This is a genomic window from Bacillus nitroreducens, from assembly GCF_964021195.1.
On the sequence record NZ_CAXHYI020000003.1, the window covers coordinates 1,733,092 to 1,752,304 of the forward strand.

Annotated in this window: 20 protein-coding genes; 16 read left to right on the forward strand and 4 right to left on the reverse strand. The window is 37.6% G+C overall.

Annotated elements, in window-relative coordinates; translation table 11 throughout:
• Window positions 1–11 precede the first annotated feature (11 nt).
• The 3 genes from ACWPVE_RS12030 to ACWPVE_RS12040 all read left to right on the forward strand — a co-directional run bounded on the left by ACWPVE_RS12030 (window position 12) and on the right by ACWPVE_RS12040 (window position 3,663).
• Window positions 12–1,772: a thiamine pyrophosphate-binding protein gene (locus tag ACWPVE_RS12030; RefSeq protein ID WP_453993627.1), complete on the forward strand. Its 1,761-nt coding sequence runs from the start codon at window positions 12–14 to the stop codon at window positions 1,770–1,772.
• Window positions 1,773–1,959: 187 nt separating this feature from the next.
• Complete coding sequence (locus tag ACWPVE_RS12035) at window positions 1,960–2,853, forward strand: sugar phosphate isomerase/epimerase family protein (RefSeq protein ID WP_453993630.1); 894 nt, start codon at window positions 1,960–1,962, stop codon at window positions 2,851–2,853.
• 216 nt (window positions 2,854–3,069) lie between these two features.
• On the forward strand, window positions 3,070–3,663 hold the full coding sequence (locus tag ACWPVE_RS12040; RefSeq protein WP_453993632.1) for an NADPH-dependent FMN reductase: 594 nt from the start codon (window positions 3,070–3,072) through the stop codon (window positions 3,661–3,663).
• A gap of 945 nt (window positions 3,664–4,608) precedes the next feature.
• Here ACWPVE_RS12040 and treR read toward each other — a convergent pair.
• A complete protein-coding gene (gene treR, locus ACWPVE_RS12045) occupies window positions 4,609–5,325 on the reverse strand; it encodes a trehalose operon repressor (RefSeq protein ID WP_453993634.1) in 717 nt (238 codons plus the stop codon).
• A 156-nt stretch (window positions 5,326–5,481) separates the two neighbouring features.
• Window positions 5,482–6,909 carry a PTS system trehalose-specific EIIBC component gene (gene treP, locus ACWPVE_RS12050; protein WP_453993636.1) on the reverse strand — a complete coding sequence of 476 codons (1,428 nt, stop codon included), beginning with the start codon at window positions 6,907–6,909 and terminating at the stop codon, window positions 5,482–5,484.
• Between the two features lie 299 nt (window positions 6,910–7,208).
• On the opposite strand from treP, the gene ACWPVE_RS12055 reads away from it, so the two are divergent.
• From ACWPVE_RS12055 to ACWPVE_RS12075, 5 genes are all read left to right on the forward strand, one after another.
• A complete protein-coding gene (locus ACWPVE_RS12055; RefSeq protein WP_453993638.1) occupies window positions 7,209–8,330 on the forward strand; it encodes a M20 metallopeptidase family protein in 1,122 nt (373 codons plus the stop codon).
• A gap of 383 nt (window positions 8,331–8,713) precedes the next feature.
• A complete protein-coding gene (locus ACWPVE_RS12060) occupies window positions 8,714–9,316 on the forward strand; it encodes a DJ-1/PfpI family protein (RefSeq protein WP_453993640.1) in 603 nt (200 codons plus the stop codon).
• Window positions 9,300–9,956, forward strand: coding sequence for an MOSC domain-containing protein (locus ACWPVE_RS12065; RefSeq protein WP_453993642.1), 657 nt, complete (start codon window positions 9,300–9,302; stop codon window positions 9,954–9,956). The genes ACWPVE_RS12060 and ACWPVE_RS12065 overlap by 17 nt, the downstream gene beginning before the upstream one ends.
• A 60-nt stretch (window positions 9,957–10,016) precedes the next feature.
• Window positions 10,017–10,481 (forward strand): hypothetical protein, encoded by a 465-nt coding sequence (locus ACWPVE_RS12070; RefSeq protein ID WP_453993644.1) that lies wholly within the window; start codon window positions 10,017–10,019, stop codon window positions 10,479–10,481.
• A 224-nt stretch (window positions 10,482–10,705) separates the two neighbouring features.
• Window positions 10,706–10,978, forward strand: a complete 273-nt coding sequence (locus ACWPVE_RS12075; RefSeq protein WP_453993645.1) for a DUF2277 domain-containing protein — start codon at window positions 10,706–10,708, stop codon at window positions 10,976–10,978.
• A gap of 281 nt (window positions 10,979–11,259) precedes the next feature.
• On the opposite strand, the gene ACWPVE_RS12080 is transcribed toward ACWPVE_RS12075, so the two are convergent.
• Window positions 11,260–11,925, reverse strand: coding sequence for a hypothetical protein (locus ACWPVE_RS12080; RefSeq protein WP_453997494.1), 666 nt, complete (start codon window positions 11,923–11,925; stop codon window positions 11,260–11,262).
• Window positions 11,926–12,263: 338 nt separating this feature from the next.
• Here ACWPVE_RS12080 and lepB point away from each other — a divergent pair, with 338 nt between their 5' ends.
• Both lepB and ACWPVE_RS12090 read left to right on the forward strand, forming a co-directional pair.
• Complete coding sequence (gene lepB, locus ACWPVE_RS12085; RefSeq protein WP_453993647.1) at window positions 12,264–12,809, forward strand: signal peptidase I; 546 nt, start codon at window positions 12,264–12,266, stop codon at window positions 12,807–12,809.
• Between the two features lie 117 nt (window positions 12,810–12,926).
• On the forward strand, window positions 12,927–13,232 hold the full coding sequence (locus ACWPVE_RS12090) for a hypothetical protein (protein ID WP_453993649.1): 306 nt from the start codon (window positions 12,927–12,929) through the stop codon (window positions 13,230–13,232).
• A gap of 35 nt (window positions 13,233–13,267) precedes the next feature.
• On the opposite strand, the gene ACWPVE_RS12095 is transcribed toward ACWPVE_RS12090, so the two are convergent.
• Window positions 13,268–14,092 carry a MerR family transcriptional regulator gene (locus ACWPVE_RS12095; protein WP_453993651.1) on the reverse strand — a complete coding sequence of 275 codons (825 nt, stop codon included), beginning with the start codon at window positions 14,090–14,092 and terminating at the stop codon, window positions 13,268–13,270.
• A 101-nt stretch (window positions 14,093–14,193) separates the two neighbouring features.
• Here ACWPVE_RS12095 and norA point away from each other — a divergent pair, with 101 nt between their 5' ends.
• From norA to ACWPVE_RS12125, 6 genes are all read left to right on the forward strand, one after another.
• A complete protein-coding gene (gene norA / locus ACWPVE_RS12100; RefSeq protein WP_453993653.1) occupies window positions 14,194–15,384 on the forward strand; it encodes a multidrug efflux MFS transporter NorA in 1,191 nt (396 codons plus the stop codon).
• 198 nt (window positions 15,385–15,582) lie between these two features.
• Window positions 15,583–16,059: a DUF2975 domain-containing protein gene (locus ACWPVE_RS12105; RefSeq protein WP_453993655.1), complete on the forward strand. Its 477-nt coding sequence runs from the start codon at window positions 15,583–15,585 to the stop codon at window positions 16,057–16,059.
• 10 nt (window positions 16,060–16,069) lie between these two features.
• The gene (locus tag ACWPVE_RS12110) at window positions 16,070–16,279 is read left to right on the forward strand and encodes a helix-turn-helix domain-containing protein (RefSeq protein WP_453993657.1); all 210 of its coding nucleotides are present in this window, start codon (window positions 16,070–16,072) and stop codon (window positions 16,277–16,279) included.
• Between the two features lie 85 nt (window positions 16,280–16,364).
• Window positions 16,365–17,180, forward strand: coding sequence for a DUF817 domain-containing protein (locus tag ACWPVE_RS12115; protein ID WP_453993659.1), 816 nt, complete (start codon window positions 16,365–16,367; stop codon window positions 17,178–17,180).
• Between the two features lie 245 nt (window positions 17,181–17,425).
• On the forward strand, window positions 17,426–17,911 hold the full coding sequence (locus ACWPVE_RS12120; RefSeq protein ID WP_453993661.1) for a nitroreductase family protein: 486 nt from the start codon (window positions 17,426–17,428) through the stop codon (window positions 17,909–17,911).
• Window positions 17,912–18,006: 95 nt separating this feature from the next.
• Window positions 18,007–19,176, forward strand: a complete 1,170-nt coding sequence (locus ACWPVE_RS12125) for an MFS transporter (protein ID WP_453993663.1) — start codon at window positions 18,007–18,009, stop codon at window positions 19,174–19,176.
• Window positions 19,177–19,213: the final 37 nt, after the last annotated feature.

The following is a 19,213-nucleotide window of genomic DNA, read 5'->3' on the forward strand; positions in this document are numbered from 1 at the left end:
GAGAGGTTTAAATGGCTAAACAAAAAATGACAGCTGCTGAGTTAATTGCATTGTATTTAGAGAAAAGAGGAGTTAAGCATATTTATGGAGTACCTGGAGCGGCAATTTTGCCATTCTACGATGCAATAAAAGAACGCACAAATATTGAATCCTACGTAGTGCGCCATGAGCAAACGGGTGCTTTTATGGCAGACGGTTATTCAAGGGCAACAGGTGAAGTGGGTGTTTGTGCCGCAACATCAGGCCCTGGTGGAACAAACTTTTTAACAGGTCTTTATAGTGCATGGATGGATTCAATCCCAATGATTGCGATCACAGGTCAGCAAAAAAATAGTTTAATAGGAACGATGCAGTTCCAAGAAGCTCCAATCGTTGAAATGGCAAAGCCTGTTACAAAAGCAGCTTACCGCTTAACGGACGGATCAAAGGCAGCAGAATTTATCCATGAAGCATGGGTAACAGCTACAACAGGTAGAAAAGGACCAGTTTTACTTGACTTACCAGTTGATCAACAAAAGGTTGAAGTAGAAGTGGATCTAGATGCGCTCATCGCGTCTACTCCAGCAGATAACTTACCACAAGCTACTGATGCTGACATTGAGAAGACATTAGAATTATTAAAAGATGCGAAACGACCAGTATTACTATCTGGTGGTGGGATTAACTTAGCAAATGCTACGGAAGAACTAAAAGCATTAGCAGAAGAATTACAAATTCCAGTTGTAACTACTGGAATGGGAATGGATACTTTCCCAAATGATCACCCATTATTCGCTGGACGTATGGGTACGATGCTTGATACTCCATTTGGTAACAAAACAATTGTTGAAGCTGACTTAGTCATTAACCTTGGCGGACGCTTTGCAGACCGTTCAACAGGTAATGTAGGTGTATTCACTCAAAACGGCAAGAAAATTATTCATGTCAACATTGATAACAAGGAAATCAGCAAAGTCGTGCCAACAGCATTAGGAATCGTTTCAGATGTTAAATCGTTCATGGTAAAACTGACAGAAACTCATAAAGCACTTGGGGCAACTGTTGCTGCAACTGCAGAAGCGAGTACGAAACTTGACTTAACGGAAGAACGTAAAAAATGGGCTAGAAAAACAGATTACACATCTCTACCAATTAGACAAGAGCGTGCAATTCAAGAACTTCGTGAATTTTTAGATCGCGATGCGTTTGTATCACATGACTGTGGTATCAGCCAAATCTGGTCTTGCCAATTATTTGAGACGTATGTGCCACGTACGTATTTATTAACTGGTGGAGCAGGTACAATGGGCTGGGGACTTGGTGCGGCAATGGCAGCAAAACTAGCTTTCCCAAATAGACAAAGTGTAAACATTCTTGGTGATGGAAGTTTAGGTATGTCTTTACAAGATCTAGCAACAGCTGCAAAACATAATATTCCAGTCATCATATTCTGTTTAAACAACTCCTTACTAGGCTTAATTCGTCAACAACAAAACTGGTTCTATGATAGCCGTCGAATTTCTACAGACTTAGATTACAAAAACGAGTTAATTGACGGTGAACATAGCGAACGCGGAATTGACTTTGTTAAAACGGCAGCGGGTATGGGAGTTCCAGGCGAGCTTGTTACTCATTATGATGAGATCAAGCCTGCACTTCAACGTGCTGTTGATTCAGGAAAACCATATATTATCGAAGTGATTGTAGACGGAGATCCTGAAAAAGCATGTGAGTTCTCTAATAATGGAGCTCTAGATGGATTTAAATACTCTGACAAAATTAATTATAAATAAATAATAGTCTAATAGACGAAGCAAGGGTCAATTAGCCACTTGCTTCGTAACAAATATAAATATTCGTATTGATACTAAAAACCACTGTGTGAATAACTATTATTAATTTTAGGAGGGAAGCCGAGTTAACGGCGAATGTATGTCATCAAACCTGCACGATTCAATGAAAGTCGGAATTGTTCATTTCATGGCGTATCCTGAAACAATGGCTGGAGACGGACCAACTGTTGAAACCATTAAAAAGATTGTACAAGATGATTTTTTCTCTGGAATAGAGATTACATCTATTAATAATCTTGAGGATCGTAAAGAGGCTAAACAAATTCTAGAATCTGGTCGAATGACTGTAGGATTCGGGGCACAACCTATTCTGTTAAGAAACAAAGGGAATTTAAATTCATTTGATGAAGCAGAGCGTAGAAAGGCAATCGACTTAGTAAAAGGTGCCATTGATCAAGCTTACGAAGTAAATGCTTCGAAACTTGGGTTTTTAAGTGGGGCTAAACCAGATAATAATCAAGATCTTGCATTACAGCTATTAACGGATTCGATCAAAGAATTATGTGAGTACGCAAAATCTAAAGGTGATCTAGTCCTTTCACTTGAAACATTCGATGATGAAACAGATAAAAAATGTTTAATAGGCTCTAATAAACTAGCAGTTGAGGTCGCAAAAGAAGTTCGTAAAGTAGATCCTACTTTTGGTTTAATGCTTGATTTAAGTCATCTACCAATGCAACGCGAAACGTCAAAGGATGCATTAACGGTGGCTCGTGATTATATTAATCATGCCCACATTGGAAATTGCTATATTAAAGATCCGACTGATCCTGCATATGGTGATCAGCATCCACGTTTCGGATATCCAGGAAGTGAAGTGGATGTTCCTGAATTGGCAGAGTACTTGAAAGTTCTTTTAGAAATTGGTTATATCGGTGAAGGAATCAAAAACGTAGTTGCATTTGAAGTAAAACCAGTTGGTACAGAATCATCAGACATTGTGATTGCACAATCAAAACGTACACTTATTGATGCGTGGTCATTATTGCATTCTAAAAAAGGTCAACTAGTTAACCTATAATTTAATAATAAAAATTTATAAATTGAAGCGATGTCTGTAATGGCATCGCTTTTCGCTTTTTCTAGAAGGCCAAAATAATTTAATCATTCAATTCTGTTGACATCCATTTGATAATGGAGTAATATTTATCTTGAAGTTAAGATAAATACTTCAAAGATAAAAGGGTTAAAGGTATTCTGCAAAAAAATACTTTTAATATATAAAAGGAGAGACATCATGGGTTTACTAGATAAGCTGTTTGGTAATCAAAAAAAGGAGGAACAAACAATGTCAAACGAAAAATTAAACATCGGTATCATTTTAGGTAGTACACGTGAAGGACGCGTAAGTCCTCAAGTAGGAGCATGGGTGAAAGAAATCGCTGATAAGCGTGGAGATGCTAACTACGAAATCGTAGACATCGCAGACTTCAAATTACCTTTCCTAGGTGAAGCAGATGCACCTGGAATCGCTGCTTGGAATGAAAAATTAGCTAGCCTTGATGGATTCGTATTCATCGTTCAAGAATATAACCACTCAATCACTGGTGCATTGAAAAATGCGTTAGACCTTGCTCGTGAAGCTTGGAATAACAAAGCTGCTGGAATCGTGAGCTATGGTTCAACTGGTGGTGCACGTGCAGCTGAACACCTACGTGGTATCATGGGTGAATTAATGATCGCTGACGTTCGTACACATCCAACACTTTCATTATTCACTGATTTTGAAAATGGTTCAGAATTCAAACCACAAGATCTACACCTAGACAACGTAAACCTAATGCTAGACCAAGTTGTATCTTGGAGCGGAGCTTTAAAAACAGTTCGCTAATGATAAAATAAACAGGATTATCCTCTTAATAGGAGGAAATCCTGTTTTTATTTTGTATTCATATTGAAGGAATTGCGTTTTAGCAATGGCTAATTACGCGGTATTCTAAGTATTTGCGCCATACCCTATATATATGCGTGTTCGTGGGTAAATTTGCGTACTCATAGCAAAATATGCGTACTCGCCGAGATAATTGCGTACTCATAGCAAAATATGCGTGTTCGTGGGTAAATTTGCGCTCTCATAGAAAAATATGCGTGCTCGCCGAGATAATTGAGCCCTCACAGAAAAATATGCGTGCTCGCCGAGATAATTGAGCCCTCACAGAAAAATATGTGTGCTCGTCGGTAAATTTGCGTACTCATAGAAAAATATGCGTGTTCGTGGGTAAATTTGCGTACTCATAGCAAAATATGCGTGCTCGCCGAGATAATTGAACCCTCACAGAAAAATATGCGTGCTCGCCGAGATAATTGCGTACTCATCGAAAGGAATGCGTCCTCGTAGGGTGAATTGCGCTCTCGCAGAAAAATATGCGTACTCGTTGAGATAATTGCGCCCTCACAGAAAAATATGCGTGTTCGTCGAGCTATTTACGCACTCATAGCAAAATATGCGTGTTCGTGGGTAAATTTGCGCACTCATAGCAAAATATGCGTGTTCGTGGGTAAATTTGCGTACTCATAGCAAAATATGCGTGCTCGTCGGTAAATTTGCGTACTCATAGCAAAATATGCGTGCTCGTCGGTAAATTTGTGTACTCATCGAAAGGAATGCGTCCTCGTAGGGTGAATTGCGCTCTCACAGAAAAATATGCGTACTCGTCACAAAATTTGCACCTATCCCGATATATTTGCGCACTTATCCAACTAGAAGCATCTTAATCGAAAAAAATTGCGTCCCCACAAAGAGATTGGTGTCTCCAGTAAACATACAATTCTCATGCTACACATGTGTACGTCTTGCAAAGTCCACAAATCTGAATTTGTCTGGACGATGGCGGGACTCTGTGTATTGAAATAAGCTCGCATTATCCAAATACACATAGTTTTTGATGACAACAACGTTATTGAAACCATCTAAGTCAAGCAGCTCTTGGTCCTCTTCTGTTGGTTCCACGACCGTGATTTCCTTCTTAGCAAAGCTAATTGAGAGATTTAATTCATTCTCTACGTACTCATAGATTGAGTCCTCACAAATTTCTTTCGTCAACTCAGGAACAAACTTTCTCGAAATGAAGTCCCTGTCCAGAATGATGTTTTCGCCACCCATTTCCCTTGTTCGAACGACCTTCCATACTTGTTCCTTGCTGGTAAGCTGCAGTTGCTGCTTAATGTAGTTATCGGGTTTACCAACAGTTAACTCGTGTACTTTTGTTTTTGGCTTTTCCCCCATTTTTTCAGCTAACTCTTTAAAGCTAACAAGTCCTGAAACTGGAAAATCAAACTTATTCACATCTATTACGATTGAGCCTTTGCCCTTCATTTTTTGAATATAGCCATTTTGTGAAAGTAGATTTAGGGCCTTGCGGATTGTTTCTCGTGAGGTATTATACGTATCTTTTAATTCATTTTCAGAAGGTAAAAGACTACCAGCCTTAATGTTCCTACTTTTTATTTCATTTACTAACTCGTTATAGATTGTTAGATACTTGTTATTCATGAAGAATCTCCAATCATTAAAAATATTTTTATTCCCATTTTACCGTTAAAATGGGAAAAAAGGGAGGGGTATTTTTCCCCTCCCTTGTGTATTATTACGTTTTCCATTCCTGCAAGGTGGGTTTAAAGCGTAAAGCCCAGAGCAGTAAATGTTGGCTTATTTTTTACCAAATGAGATTTTGCCTACATTTGCTTTTGCAAAAATCACAGTTAAGATAAATGGAACGACAATCGCAACAAGCATTGCAATTGCAAACATTAACCAGTGAGCAGCTTGAATTGACAGAATTCCAGGAATTCCACCAACCCCAATAGAGTTCGCCATTACGCCACTACCCACAGAGATAATTGCAGCGATCATTGAACCGAGCATCGCAGCTAAGAATGGGAAGCCGTATTTTAAGTTAATACCAAACATTGCAGGTTCTGTTACACCGAGATAACAAGAAATACATGCTGGGATGGAAACTTGTTTTTCTTCCTCATTTTTACGATTAATATAAATCATTGCAAGAACTGCAGAACCTTGAGCAATATTCGATAAAGCAATCATTGGCCAAAGGTTTGTTCCGTTAAACTCACTCATTAATTGAAGGTCAATTGCATTTGTCATATGGTGTAATCCAGTAATAACAAGTGGTGCATAGGCAAATCCGAAGATAGCCGCAAATAACCAACCAAATGCTGATGTTAAGCTTGTATAAACAACATCAGAAATCCAAGAACCGATTGTCCAACCAATTGGTCCAAGAATGGTATGTGCAATTAACACTGTAGGAACTAATGCAAAAAATGGAACGATTATCATTGAAATAGAGTTTGGTGAAACCTTACGGAAGAATCGCTCTAAATAAACAAGTACAAACGCTGCCAAGATGGCAGGAATAACTTGTGCTTGATAACCAATCATTTCAATAGTCGCGAATCCAAAGTCCCAAACTGGTATTTCATCTGAGGTTGCGACCCCATAAGCATTAAGCAATTGCGGTGACACGAGCGTAATCCCTAAGACAATTCCAAGGATTTGAGAAGTTCCCATTTTACGCGTAACCGCCCAAGTGATAGCTACTGGTAGGAAGTGGAATACCGCTTCCCCAATTAACCAAAGGAAGGCATGGACTCCTGCCCAAAATTGAGAAACCTCAACAATTGTTTTTGTTCCATCTTCAAGTAATTTAATTTCCCCAATTACATTTCGGAAACCGAGAATGAGACCCCCAACAACTAAGGCTGGAATAATCGGTGTAAAAATGTCAGCTAAATGTCCCATCAAACGTTGCAGCCAGTTCATATTTTGTTTAGCAGCAACCTTCGCTTCTTCCTTACTCGTTCCCTCTACACCTGCGTGCTTTACGAATTCATTGTAGAAAGATGCAACTTCATTTCCAACGATAACCTGGAATTGTCCAGCTTGTGTAAATGTTCCTTTTACAAGCCCAATTCCTTCAATTTTTTCTATATCTGCGTTTTTTGGATCATTTAAAACAAAGCGCATTCTTGTTGCACAATGTGTAACGGCAGCTATATTTTCTTTACCACCTATGTGATCAAGCAATTCCTTTGCTGGATCTGTATACTTACTCATTGGTTTTCCCCCTAACTCATCGGATGTATCATCCTGTATATACAAGTTGTTTACGTTTTCAGTTTAACCTGTCTATACAGGCATGTCAATTGTTTTTACTCTTTTAAAATATCTTCCACTAAATAAGGATTTTTATGACAAATCCACATAAAATTAACACTCTTTTCCGTACTATACAACAGTTCGGAGAATGATGGTAATCCTATTTTGATTTTCTATGATTAATGAATAATTGAATGGTTAGTAATTCTTCCTTTGTATGCATAGAATTATGTAAAATAGAAATTGGGGTGAGTAGAATGGATAATAAAAATCTAGAACTTGCGATTCAGCTGCGTCGTGAGTTACATATGCATCCTGAGCTGTCGTATCAGGAGGTTTGGACGAAGCAGCATTTAATGAATTTCCTAAAAGAACATACAACAAAGCTAAAAATCATCGATAAAGGCAAGTATTTCTATGCTAAATATGTAGCTGGCGAAGGCAGAGAAACAATCGCATTTCGAGCTGACTTTGATGCCCTTCCGATTCCTGAAACAATTGAACTCCCATGGAAGTCGAAGGTCCCAGGTGTATCACACAAATGTGGCCATGACGGACATTCTGCTACTCTTGCTGGATTTGCTCTAGAAGTGGACAAATTAGGTGCGGATAAAAATATCATTTTTCTCTTTCAACACGCAGAAGAAACGGGTCAAGGTGGTATTGAATGCGCTGAAGTCATAATGGAAGAACAAATCGATGAAATTTATGGCTATCATAACATGTCTGGCATTGAATTGGGGGCTGTGCATGTGATCGATGGGACAGCTCATTTTGCTTCAAAAGGGATGTCCATTGAAATGATCGGATCGCCAGCACATGCTAGTCAACCCGAAGATGGAGTCAATCCTTCTTTTGCTATTGCTAGAATCATAGAGACCATCCCTTCGGTAACTTCAGCAAAACGATACATCGGACTTGTATTGTGCACGATTGTTCAAGTGGATATTGGCTCAGAGAATTATGGCATCGCTGCCCATAAGGGAGCACTCCGTTTAACCATTCGTGCGGAAAAAGAGACAGATTTAAACGAACTTCAACAAGAAATTAAAAACCTAGCCACAAAACTTGCAGTAGAACAGGGGCTCGAAGTTTATTTTTACGATCGAGATGAATTTCCAGAAACAGTAAATGATAAAGTGTCTAATGATAAAGTGCGTCAAGTTGCGACCCAAAAAGGATTCCCTCTACGAGAGCTAACCACACCATACCGTGCATCAGAAGATTATGGGCATTATTTAAAACGTGTCAAAGGTGCTTATTTTTATATTGGGAATGGAGAAACATATCCATCTATTCACACGTATGAATATGATTTTCGTGATGAAATCATTGAAGTTGGTGTCGAGATGTTTAAAGGGCTTGCGGGGATAGACTAATTTTGTACCTTTATTTATGCCTAATCGTATAGAGTGTAAACTCCTTTACTAGGAGATGATAAAAATCCCTATCGAAGTATTATTTGTATGGCTTATTGGGCTTGTCTTTCTCGTTTTTGGTTTTCTCATTTTTAAAGGTAAAGCGCCGAATATACTCGACTTATTTTTAAAACAAGGCGTAGCTTACAATGATTCGTTCTCCACTAAGTTTTTTGGTAGCATCATTATAATTGTAGGAATCATTGTTTTTCTTTTGCCGTTTATCCTCGGAATTGAGAATATGAATATCTGAAATGAATTCTGAAGACACCCCTTTGGAATAGAATGCTAGAAGGGAAATGATTCAATCTTGTAGAAGTTCTAGTCAAAAGGGGTGCTTTTTTATGAAGAAAATATTGCTTAGCATTTACGATACTTTTTCCGAGTTTGAAATCACTGTAGCGACTGCGATGCTCAGAGACAGCTATCAGATTGTAACTGTCTCAGAATCACTTAATATAATTAAAGGGGAATCTGGCCTGCAGTTTGTGCCACATCTCATGTACCAGCAGGTTGACCCGTCAGAGTACGAGGGGATTATCATACCAGGCGGGGACCTCATTCATGTCAAAGATACATATTCATTGTTTGATGTAACGAAGACAATGCATGAACAGAACAAATTGACTGCCGCTATTTGCAGTGGTCCATATGTCTTAGCAAGAGCGGGAGTACTCGATGGAAAACCATATACTGTTACACTCCATCACGAACAGCGGAACTTTCTCGGATGCTTTGAAGAGGAATTGTTCCGATATGACTCAGTGGTGAAATCTGGTCATGTCATTACTGCACAAGGTCATGCGTTTGTTGACTTTGCAATTACACTAGCCGAACAACTTGGAGTATTAAAAAATCCTCAGTTTGTGAGTGAATTTTACAGGGGTCAACGGAATAGGTTGATGGAGCAATCAGAAAGGGAGAGAAGGCATGATGATCGAAATTAGGAATTTATCAATAGGCTTACCGAAAAAAATGAAGGTCGGACAGAATGAGGAAGTGGTGTCAGCCATACGAAAACAAGCCGTAGAGGAAGCCTTCTTAACGAAGGATGGATTCCGTGGCGACGGTGTAGCGGATTTAAAGCACCATGGTGGTCCTGATCGAGCAGTCTGTTTTTATCCGTTTGAGCACTACTCATTATGGGAAAGTGAGTTTCTTACGGCATTTGAACTGCCAACCTTTGGTGAAAATTTAACGGTTACAGATATGGAAGAGAAAAATGTTTGTATCGGTGACATCTATTCAATCGGTGATGCTGTGATTCAAATTACTCAAGGACGGATACCTTGTAGCACGATTACAAAAAGAACCAATAATCCATATTTATTAAAGTTACTGGTACAAACTGGTTTTACAGGTTATTTAGGACGTGTATTACAAGAAGGGATCGTTCGTAAGGATTCTATCATTTCATTAGAAGAGCGAAATTCGAACGAGGTTTCTATTTTTGAAGCGAATGAAGTCTATTTTAAGCGGCCACGTGATGTAGAGGGAATCCAAAAAATCTTATCTGTAGAAGAATTGGCTGATGAGTGGAAGGTCATGTTAACCAAGCGATTGCAGACTATAAATCCTGGTAACTAATTTTTATAGAAAACAAGTTTTGTTTAGAATGTCCAGACAGGTATCGTAGGGGGAAGTCTGATGAGACAGAAAAAGACAATAATCATCCTAATTTTAAGTATTATTGCTGTTTTCTTTTTACTATTTAAAGAAGATGTTTGGGATAAAAATGAGAAGTTGCTTAAGAAACACATCAAGTCCATCGATGAATCAGTTGAAACCGTTAATCTATCAGATGTCACCCCCTTTGAATGGGATCTCGTCTATTCCTTTAGCCCATATACACCAAGAGAAGAAATCTATGAAACAGTGGGCTACCAATGGGACCGTATCTTAGAAACTGTGAATGAAGGCATGAACCAACTTGTGTTCTTGAAGGATGACAAGGTGGTGTGTTACGTGTATGGATACCCGTCCACCATTGGTTATGGGATTTTTTACTCGGGGGAAAATCTATCAGAGTTTGCAACAGTGTTATATGCGGACGATGATTTGACGTTTCAAGTTGAACGAGAAAATAAAGCCGTTTATTTAATCAAAGAATAATTGTTATGTGGTGTATGACATACTTGGGCTTGTTAGGGGAATATGGAGTCTTAGCGCGTTCAGATATTGAGATAAAATAGAGAGAGGAAGTCTGGAACACTTAACTTATTTTGTGGTAAAGTTCTTCAAAGAGTGAATGTAGTCCCGAATGCTGCCCATGAAGTATCCCTTCATTAAGAAAAGTCTTTATACTTCATATTAATCACAAAAAAGAGGAGATCATTATGTGTAGAAATATTCGAACCTTATACAATTTCGATCCGCCAGCTACCGACGAAGAAATCCATGCAGCGGCTTTACAGTATGTCAAAAAAATCACAGGCTTTAATAAACCTTCAAAGATTAACGAAGAGGCGTTTAATCAAGCAATTAGTGAAATAGCTGAAGTTACAAGAAATCTATTGAACAGTTTGGAGACAAAAGCGGAACCACGGAATCGAGAGGTAGAAGCTGAACGTGCTCGTATTCGATCTGCTAAAAGGTTTGGAACGAAATAATATATTAATGCGCCTACGAAACATGAACAATCTTCAAAGACGTAGATTCAAACAATATGAATAGAGGAAATCCCGTGGTGAAGTTGCATTAATTGTGGCAGCTATGGGAATTGAATCAAGTTTAATCCCCCAAAATTTATATCCAACCATGATGTTCCTGGATATAGATACAACGGTGGTTACGTCTCCGATGATGAAGATTTTTTGAAGGTTGAAACAAAAGTTGGTAGGCAGTATTCTATTTTGAATGCTGCCTTTTCTTTTTTAGTAGGTGTAAATTGTTAAAACATGTCTGGATATAGCAGCACCATAGCGTCGGATATCATATCCGCCATTTCGCGAGCTTGTTTTTCGATTTTATCATATACCTCAATGTCTTTTTGATATTCCTTATTAATCATAAAAATGGCTTCTTGTTTGGTTAACTCCAAGTGTTCATAGAACATTTTTCTCACAGCATCTTCCGTTAAAAATGGATTCCCACTGCTTAAGAATCTTGCAATGTCATCTGCATTTTGATACCATTTTTTCTCTGCGGTCATCGCTGCTTGTTGATCACCTGCTATCGCCGCTTTTACAAGGTCAGCAGCGATTAAGAGGTGTTCTTTAATTAAATTTCCATACGCAGTTGCGGCCTCATCACCGTATAATCGACGAATCATGTTCCCCATGTCTGTTGCGTTTTGGAGAAGACGCGTAAGGACAAATTCTAAGTCGGGTAAATTGAAGGTTAAACTAATAATCGCCATCCTTGTCCATGCGACATGCTCCTCCCAAAGGCTTCGCATATCATTTCGATAATCGACTTCAGCTTGGCTTATGCAACGATCCTTTTTTAATTGAGAATTAGGTATTCTAATTAGCTCCCCAGCACGTAAATAATATGGATGTAGTCCTGGATTTGCTGTCAAAATCTTATCAATAGTTGTTTTGTACGCTCTAGCCATCTGCCAAAGATTATCCCCTGGCCGAATGGAATGTGTGTAATAACGATTCAATTTATGACACTCCTTTTTAATAAACAATATGGATGTTTACTAGGATATTCATGTTCAATCAATTAGGTGAATGTCATAGAAAATCAAAGGAACTTATCCCTTTTTTGTTATACGATTTACAATTTATTAACCTACTAATCATAAAAAGTTATACTGAACAGATGTACACTTAGAATTCCTTACATTAATCTGTTTATGTTTAGAAGGAATTTGAGCCAATTCTGTGGAATATAACTAATTAACGATAGTTTTCATTGATATAAAAGAATATGTGAGAAGGTGAAAAAGTGGTAGAAGATAAAAGTGAGATTTGGGAATGGATAAAAGCCTTCTTTATTGCACTATTGTTAGTCATTGTGCTTCGTGCATTTTTCTTTACTCCAGCTGTTGTTGAAGGGTCCTCAATGAATCCTACCTTACAAGACCAAAATCGATTGATCGTAACAAAAATTGGGGAACCAAAACGATTCGATATTGTTGTATTCCGTGCAACTGAAGATAAGGATTATATTAAACGGGTCATTGGTTTGCCTGGGGATCGAATTGAGTACAAAGGTGACATTTTGTATATAAATGGTAAACCATACGATGAGCCTTATTTAGACAAAAGAAAACAAGAGTTAGTGGATGGTCCACTGACGAATTCATTCACCTTAAGTGAAACTCCAGTAGCTAGTGATGTAGTTCCAGAGGGACATTTATTTGTAATGGGTGATAACCGACGAAATAGTATGGACAGTCGGCATATTGGAGCGATTCCAATTGAAAAAATAATTGGTAAAACGAATATTGTGTATTGGCCAATGAATGAAATGAAAATCGTTGATAAGTAAAACTCTTATCATTACTTTTTAGAAAGAGGAATTGGACCTAACCTGTGTAAAATTATTGTGGAAAGAGTGCTAATTTTTCTTGAGGATTCACAGCTTAGAGAACGGAGCTACATCTATATGAACAGAACTCGTTTTTTTATCTATCAAATTCTTTTGTTTACAGCACTCCTGCTTCTGAATCTATTCGCTGATTCATATATAAGTAGGCCATTTTCAAGAGTTGATTTACTTGCGATATGTATCACTGTTCCACTTGCAATAGTCATTGTCGGTCTCGTCATTCAACTATATAAGAGATTTAATATGAGGATGCGACAAAAAGTATTATTTTTAGTAATGGCTTTTATCCTTGCAATCATCATTATTACGGTAATAGAAAATATTTGGTTCTATATAAATGGAGAAATGATATTTACTATATAATATAGCGAGCAAGCTTGGGCCAACGATTCCCAAGCTTATTTAGATACTTGTATCATTATTTTCGTCACGTAGTCTTCCTTTTGATTTTTTACAACCGTATCATACACATACTCTTCGAATATGTATTCTCCTAAAGTTAGTTGCAATCGTTCCAACTCTGATAAAAGACGTTGATAGGTGGTATGGATCGTTTTGTCATCGCCGATATGATAGCCAATTAGAAAGTCTCCTTTCACAGCTTTGAAATAAGGATGTCCGTCTACTGGATTTGGTTGTTCGATATATAAATAACTGTATTTAGAGAATTTACCTTTTAAAATTTGCTCTGATTTTATAATTCCACCTATAGGGTATCCTGAATCAAGCTGGGATTCATTTAATTCCTCAATGAATTCTGAAATCACCTCTATAAATTTTTCATCCGTTATATTTTCAATATTTCTGCTCAGATAAAGTGTAGCTTCAGGGAGATGTTCAAGCGTAATTTGGTGAAAGTCAATTTGTGATGCTTCTTCCATTAAGGCAATTTTTGCTTCAATTTGTCTTTCTTTCATTTCTATTTCTTGGCGTTTTCTCACGATTTCTTCTTTTTGTTGATACATCAAAGATAAAAATTTTTGTGGCGATTTATTTTGGGTGTATTGTTGGATGTCATGTAGTGACATTCCAAGTTCTTTTAATAAATCTATCACATGGAAAAATTCCATTTGGTTGATGGAATAAAAACGGTACCCTTTTTCATTTTTATATGCAGGAGATAACAGGCCAATTTGGTCATAATAAAAGAGAGTCTGTTTGTTTACTTTGCATAGTTTTGCAAATTCACCTGTCGTTAAAAATTTTACATTTTTCTCATTCACTTTTTACATCACCATCCTTGACTATATAGTTACTATATACACTACGATATTATCTGTAAACAATTGAAAGATCTTTTGTTTTGTAGTGAGGAGAATGAAAAATGAGAACATATAAAGTCACATTAGGGTTATTACTCATGAATTTGTTCATTGCTTTTTTGGGGATTGGTCTTGTCATTCCAGTTTTGCCAACTTTGATGAATGAATTGGGTATAACTGGAACTACCGTTGGCTATTTAACAGCGGTGTTTGCTATTGCTCAATTAATTGCATCGCCAGCGGCAGGAAAGGCTGTTGACAAGTTTGGTAGAAAAATAATGATTGTCATTGGTCTTTTTATTTTCGGATTTTCTGAATTTTTATTTGGGATTGGGCAAGAAATTCAAACCTTATTTATTTCACGGATTTTTGGTGGAATTAGTGCTGCCTTCATTATGCCCGCAGTTACAGCTTATATAGCAGATATTACGAATTTGGATACACGTCCGAAAGCACTCGGTTATATGTCGGCTGCCATAAGCACTGGATTTATTATTGGTCCTGGAATTGGTGGTTTCTTAGCTGAAATAGGAACAAGGGTCCCGTTCTATTTCGCAGGTGGCCTAGGTACACTTGCTGCAATCCTATCGATTATTTTACTAACGGAGCCAGAACGTAACGAAGAAAATCTCGAACAACCTGAAGAAGGCCAGATTGGCTTCAAACGTATTTTTGTACCGAAATATTTTATTGCGTTTATGTTAATTTTTATTGCCTCATTTGGTTTAGCTGCGTTTGAATCGTTCTTTGCACTATTTGTTGATCATAAATTTCAGTTTAAACCATCCGATATTGCAATTGTGATTACAGGTGGAGCCATTGTTGGTGCAGTGGCACAAGTTCTTCTATTTGATCGATTAACTCGCATTTGGGGTGAAATTAAACTGATTCGATATAGTTTGATTTTGTCTGCTGTCCTTGTCTTTTTAATGACGGTGGTTCATTCGTATTTTTCAATCTTATTGGTAACCTTTATTGTGTTTATAGGGTTTGATTTATTCCGACCAGCGGTCACGACGTATCTTTCAAATAATGCTGGAAATGAACAAGGATGGGCTGGTGGAATGAACTCCATGTTCACGAGTTTAGCAAACGTTAGTGGGCCTATTATTGGGGGAATCTTGTTCGATGTTGACATTAACTATCCTTACTATTTTGCAACGGTCGTTCTTGCTATTGGGATTGTATTAACTTTATTCTGGAAGAAGCAAGAAAAACCTTCTCGCGAAGTGAAGGCTAGTGTGGCAAATTAAATAAAACGAATCCAAACAAAGACGATCTGTGCACAGATCGTCTTTTAATTTGGGCTACCATTGTGTCATAGGTAGACTTTTCTTCATTTAAAAATTGATTTTTCAATAAAAAAATGAACTAAAATGATAATTAATTATTGATAAACGATAAATATTGAGTTATTATCATATAGAAAATAATTTTGTGAGGTGCTTTTAATGAAAGTAGGGTCAACACAGTTTTTAAGGTTAGCTGTAATTCTAATGGGAATTCCCGTTCTTGCTATAGGTATATTTGGATTGGTGTATTTACCTAGTCACCCAGCCAATCCTGATTTTGCACATCTTTTGTATCCGATTGTAATCGTGATGTATGTATCAGTGATACCGTACTTTGGCGCATTGATTCAGTCATTTAAGCTGTTAAACTTGATTGATAAAAACGAGGCATTCTCTCAAATGTCTGTAAATGCTCTGAAGAAAATTAAATATTTTGCCATCACAATCAGTGGATTATATGTGATTGCTGTGCCATTTGTTATTCAACTCGCGGAACTAGATGATGCACCAGGGCTTACGATTGTGGGACTGGTTCCTATCCTTGCTTCGCTTGTCATAGCTGTCTTCGCTGCAGTACTGCAACGGCTTTTACAAGAAGCAATCAATATAAAATCAGAAAATGATTTAACAGTCTGAGGTGAATAGGATGGCGATAATAATCAATATTGATGTTATGTTAGCAAAACGAAAAATGAGTGTAACAGAACTCTCCCAAAAAGTAGGAATCACGATGGCAAACCTGTCTATCTTAAAAAATGGAAAAGCAAAAGCAATTCGTTTTTCAACATTAGAAGCAATCTGTCAAGCCTTAGATTGTCAACCTGGAGACATTCTAGAATATAGAAGTGATGAGTAGAGGACGACGGGTGACCAAAATGACTGTTCCAACCCTAAGTTGGCTGACGGTCTCGTCGCTTGTCATACAAGAAGGGGGTTAGATGATGAGAGCATTTCAACAGTTGGTTCGTTTTGGTTGGGAACAGGCGTTATCGTGTTTGTTTCCAGTTGTGATTTTTGCTTCTTTGGCTCTTACAAAAATCATACCATTGCCTCTCCTATCTCGGTATGATTGGCTGCTCATCATCTGTCTTCTTATGCAGTGGTGGATGGTGCGTTCAGGACTTGAAACACGGGATGAACTGAAGGTAATTACACTTTTTCATATAATCGGTCTTGCACTCGAAATCTTTAAAACACATATGGGGTCATGGTCATATCCAGAGGAAGGGTATTTTAAATTGTTTGGAGTGCCATTATATAGCGGCTTCATGTACGCTAGTGTAGCGAGTTATCTTTGCCAAGCGTGGCGGAGGCTTAAGGTCGAATTGGTAAGGTGGCCACCATTCTTAGTTGTTGTCCCACTTGCAGCAGCAATCTATTTTAATTTTTTCACTCACCATTATTGGATCGATATTCGGTGGTATTTAGCTGTACTTGTCATTCTCGTCTTTTTGAAGTCATGGGTTACATATGAGGTGTATGGAACTCGTTACCGAATGCCAATTGCATTATCCTTTGTTCTCATTGGATTTTTTATCTGGATTGCTGAAAATATCGCAACCTTCTTTGGTGCATGGGAATATCCAAACCAAACCCATGTATGGAGCCTTGTTCACCTAGGAAAGATGAGTTCATGGGTGTTACTTGTGATTGTAAGCTTTCTAATCGTGGCGACGTTAAAGCTAGTAAAAGGAAATAATACAACTCCTATAAATCCTGAACAATTTACTATTCAGTTAAATGAAAAAATGCGTTGATCAAGTGATTCACGCATTTTTTTTATTTGAATGTGATAATAAAAGAGGTAAATGGATCTTTTCCCCTTCATATTAATAATTTGACAATGGTAAAGATCTTCACTAAGATTAATTGAAATGTATTCTCAATTAAATGTTGAGAATAGTTTATCTCCTTAATCATGCACTCGGTTCCATTTACGTAAAAACGAAGTTTCTTTCTTCACCCACTTACGGTGAATGATCAATCACTAGGAGGAATGAACTTGAATATTTTAGAAGCAATCCACACACGTCGAAATATAAAAAGTTTTAAACAGGATCCAATTAAGATGGAGCAAATTCATAAATGGTTACAAGCGGGTACAATGGCTCCTAATCATCGAATGACCGAGCCTTGGGAAGTGTATGTAGTCGGTCCAGAGACGAGAAAGAATTTAAATCATAAAACAGATTTCTGGCATGCACCTGTTGTGCTAGTTGTCTTATCAAAACACGGCACATCAGATGCAGAAACATATGAAAACTTAATCGCAACCTCATGTTTTGTACAGAATTTTCTCTTAGCTGCATGGGCAGAAGGTGTTGGTGCCTTTTGGTCATCAATCGCAAATGTCCAAAGAAACCGCGATATTATTGGGGTTCCAGAAGGGTATGACGTTGTTGGGGTATTTGGTGTTGGTTATCCAGAGGAGATAAAGGATGCAAGAGAAAGAACCCCTATTCAACAAAAAATAAAGCATATCTCCTAAACCCATCATTTGAAAAGAATAATGTCCTTGTTGTTGAGTAAACTTTCAACAAAAGATAGTATAAAGACTTAGATATCTTTAGGAAGGAAGACAACATGGATAAGCGAATTTATTTTTTAATGATCATTTCCTTTATCATAGGATTGGTTGAGTTAATTATTAGTGGCATTTTAGATTTAATTGCAGAGGATTTACATGTAAGTATTGGGCAAGTGGGTTTATTGATTACCGTATTTGCGATTATTTTTGCAGTGGCATCACCCATTTTACTTGTCATGACAGCTAAAGTCGAAAGAAAACGGCTCACATTAATTTGCTTATACATCTTTTTAGTTGGATGTATCGTAACCGTATTAGCACCTACATTTTCGATTTTATTTATCGGAAGAATTATTTTAGCGTTTAGTGGAGCACTATTAATCATTTTGTGTTTAGTCATGGCTCCTAGTATGGTAGCGCAGCAGTACAAAGGCAGAGCGATTGGGATTGTCTCAATGGGTGTAAGTGCATCCTTAGTTTTAGGGGTACCGATTGGCTTAATCATCGGAAATAATTTTGGTTGGAGAGCACCATTTGTACTCATCACAGTACTGACAGCATTGTCCATTATTGGCGTTCATGTTTTGATGGGAAGGGTGCAACCAAAACCTCAAATTCCGTTAAGTCAACAACTTGCAACCTTAAAAAACCACAAAATTACATTAGGCCTGACATCAACATTTCTATATATGACAGGTCATACGATTATGTATGCCTACTTTAAACCTTATTTAGAAATAACTACAGACTTTAATGCATTTTGGATCAGTATCATCTATTTCATATTCGGATTTGCTGCTGTAAGCGGTGGAGGTCTAGGTGGTGTACTAGCTGATACTTTAGGTTCAAGGAAAACGATGGTTATATCCCTTGCCGTTTTTAGTACGGTATTCTATATATTCCCATTCACAACAGACTTTGTACCACTATTTCTTATCATTCTTATTGTATGGGGAATTTTAAGTTGGGCGATCTCACCAGCAATGCAATCCTATTTAATTGAAATAGCACCTGAATCATCGGAAATTCAGCAAAGCTTGAATAATTCAGCCCTTCATTTAGGGGTAGCTGTCGGTTCTGTGATTGGAGCTTTAATCGTTGACACGATCTCAATCAGCTTCACTCCGTTTGCTGGTGGGATTTTTATCATTTTATCATTCATTACAGTCATTATTTCGGTTAAAAGTAAAATTAGTCCCCATCAAAAAACAAAGAGCGCAGTTTGAGTTTATCTCAAATTGTGCTCTTTTTTCTGAAGAGAAC

What these genes read in the sequence shown, in the direction of transcription:
- ACWPVE_RS12080 (WP_453997494.1), bottom strand. Translation starts at nt 11,925, where the DNA reads ATGGCTAGAGCGTACAAAACAACTATTGATAAGATTTTGACAGCAAAT.
- treP (WP_453993636.1), bottom strand. Translation starts at nt 6,909, where the DNA reads ATGAGTAAGTATACAGATCCAGCAAAGGAATTGCTTGATCACATAGGT.
- norA (WP_453993653.1), top strand. Translation starts at nt 14,194, where the DNA reads ATGAGAACATATAAAGTCACATTAGGGTTATTACTCATGAATTTGTTC.
- ACWPVE_RS12035 (WP_453993630.1), top strand. Translation starts at nt 1,960, where the DNA reads ATGGCGTATCCTGAAACAATGGCTGGAGACGGACCAACTGTTGAAACC.
- ACWPVE_RS12125 (WP_453993663.1), top strand. Translation starts at nt 18,007, where the DNA reads ATGGATAAGCGAATTTATTTTTTAATGATCATTTCCTTTATCATAGGA.
- treR (WP_453993634.1), bottom strand. Translation starts at nt 5,325, where the DNA reads ATGAATAACAAGTATCTAACAATCTATAACGAGTTAGTAAATGAAATA.
- ACWPVE_RS12065 (WP_453993642.1), top strand. Translation starts at nt 9,300, where the DNA reads ATGATGATCGAAATTAGGAATTTATCAATAGGCTTACCGAAAAAAATG.
- ACWPVE_RS12030 (WP_453993627.1), top strand. Translation starts at nt 12, where the DNA reads ATGGCTAAACAAAAAATGACAGCTGCTGAGTTAATTGCATTGTATTTA.
- ACWPVE_RS12055 (WP_453993638.1), top strand. Translation starts at nt 7,209, where the DNA reads ATGGATAATAAAAATCTAGAACTTGCGATTCAGCTGCGTCGTGAGTTA.
- ACWPVE_RS12105 (WP_453993655.1), top strand. Translation starts at nt 15,583, where the DNA reads ATGAAAGTAGGGTCAACACAGTTTTTAAGGTTAGCTGTAATTCTAATG.
- ACWPVE_RS12090 (WP_453993649.1), top strand. Translation starts at nt 12,927, where the DNA reads ATGAACAGAACTCGTTTTTTTATCTATCAAATTCTTTTGTTTACAGCA.
- ACWPVE_RS12115 (WP_453993659.1), top strand. Translation starts at nt 16,365, where the DNA reads ATGAGAGCATTTCAACAGTTGGTTCGTTTTGGTTGGGAACAGGCGTTA.
- ACWPVE_RS12070 (WP_453993644.1), top strand. Translation starts at nt 10,017, where the DNA reads ATGAGACAGAAAAAGACAATAATCATCCTAATTTTAAGTATTATTGCT.
- ACWPVE_RS12075 (WP_453993645.1), top strand. Translation starts at nt 10,706, where the DNA reads ATGTGTAGAAATATTCGAACCTTATACAATTTCGATCCGCCAGCTACC.
- ACWPVE_RS12040 (WP_453993632.1), top strand. Translation starts at nt 3,070, where the DNA reads ATGGGTTTACTAGATAAGCTGTTTGGTAATCAAAAAAAGGAGGAACAA.
- ACWPVE_RS12060 (WP_453993640.1), top strand. Translation starts at nt 8,714, where the DNA reads ATGAAGAAAATATTGCTTAGCATTTACGATACTTTTTCCGAGTTTGAA.
- ACWPVE_RS12110 (WP_453993657.1), top strand. Translation starts at nt 16,070, where the DNA reads ATGGCGATAATAATCAATATTGATGTTATGTTAGCAAAACGAAAAATG.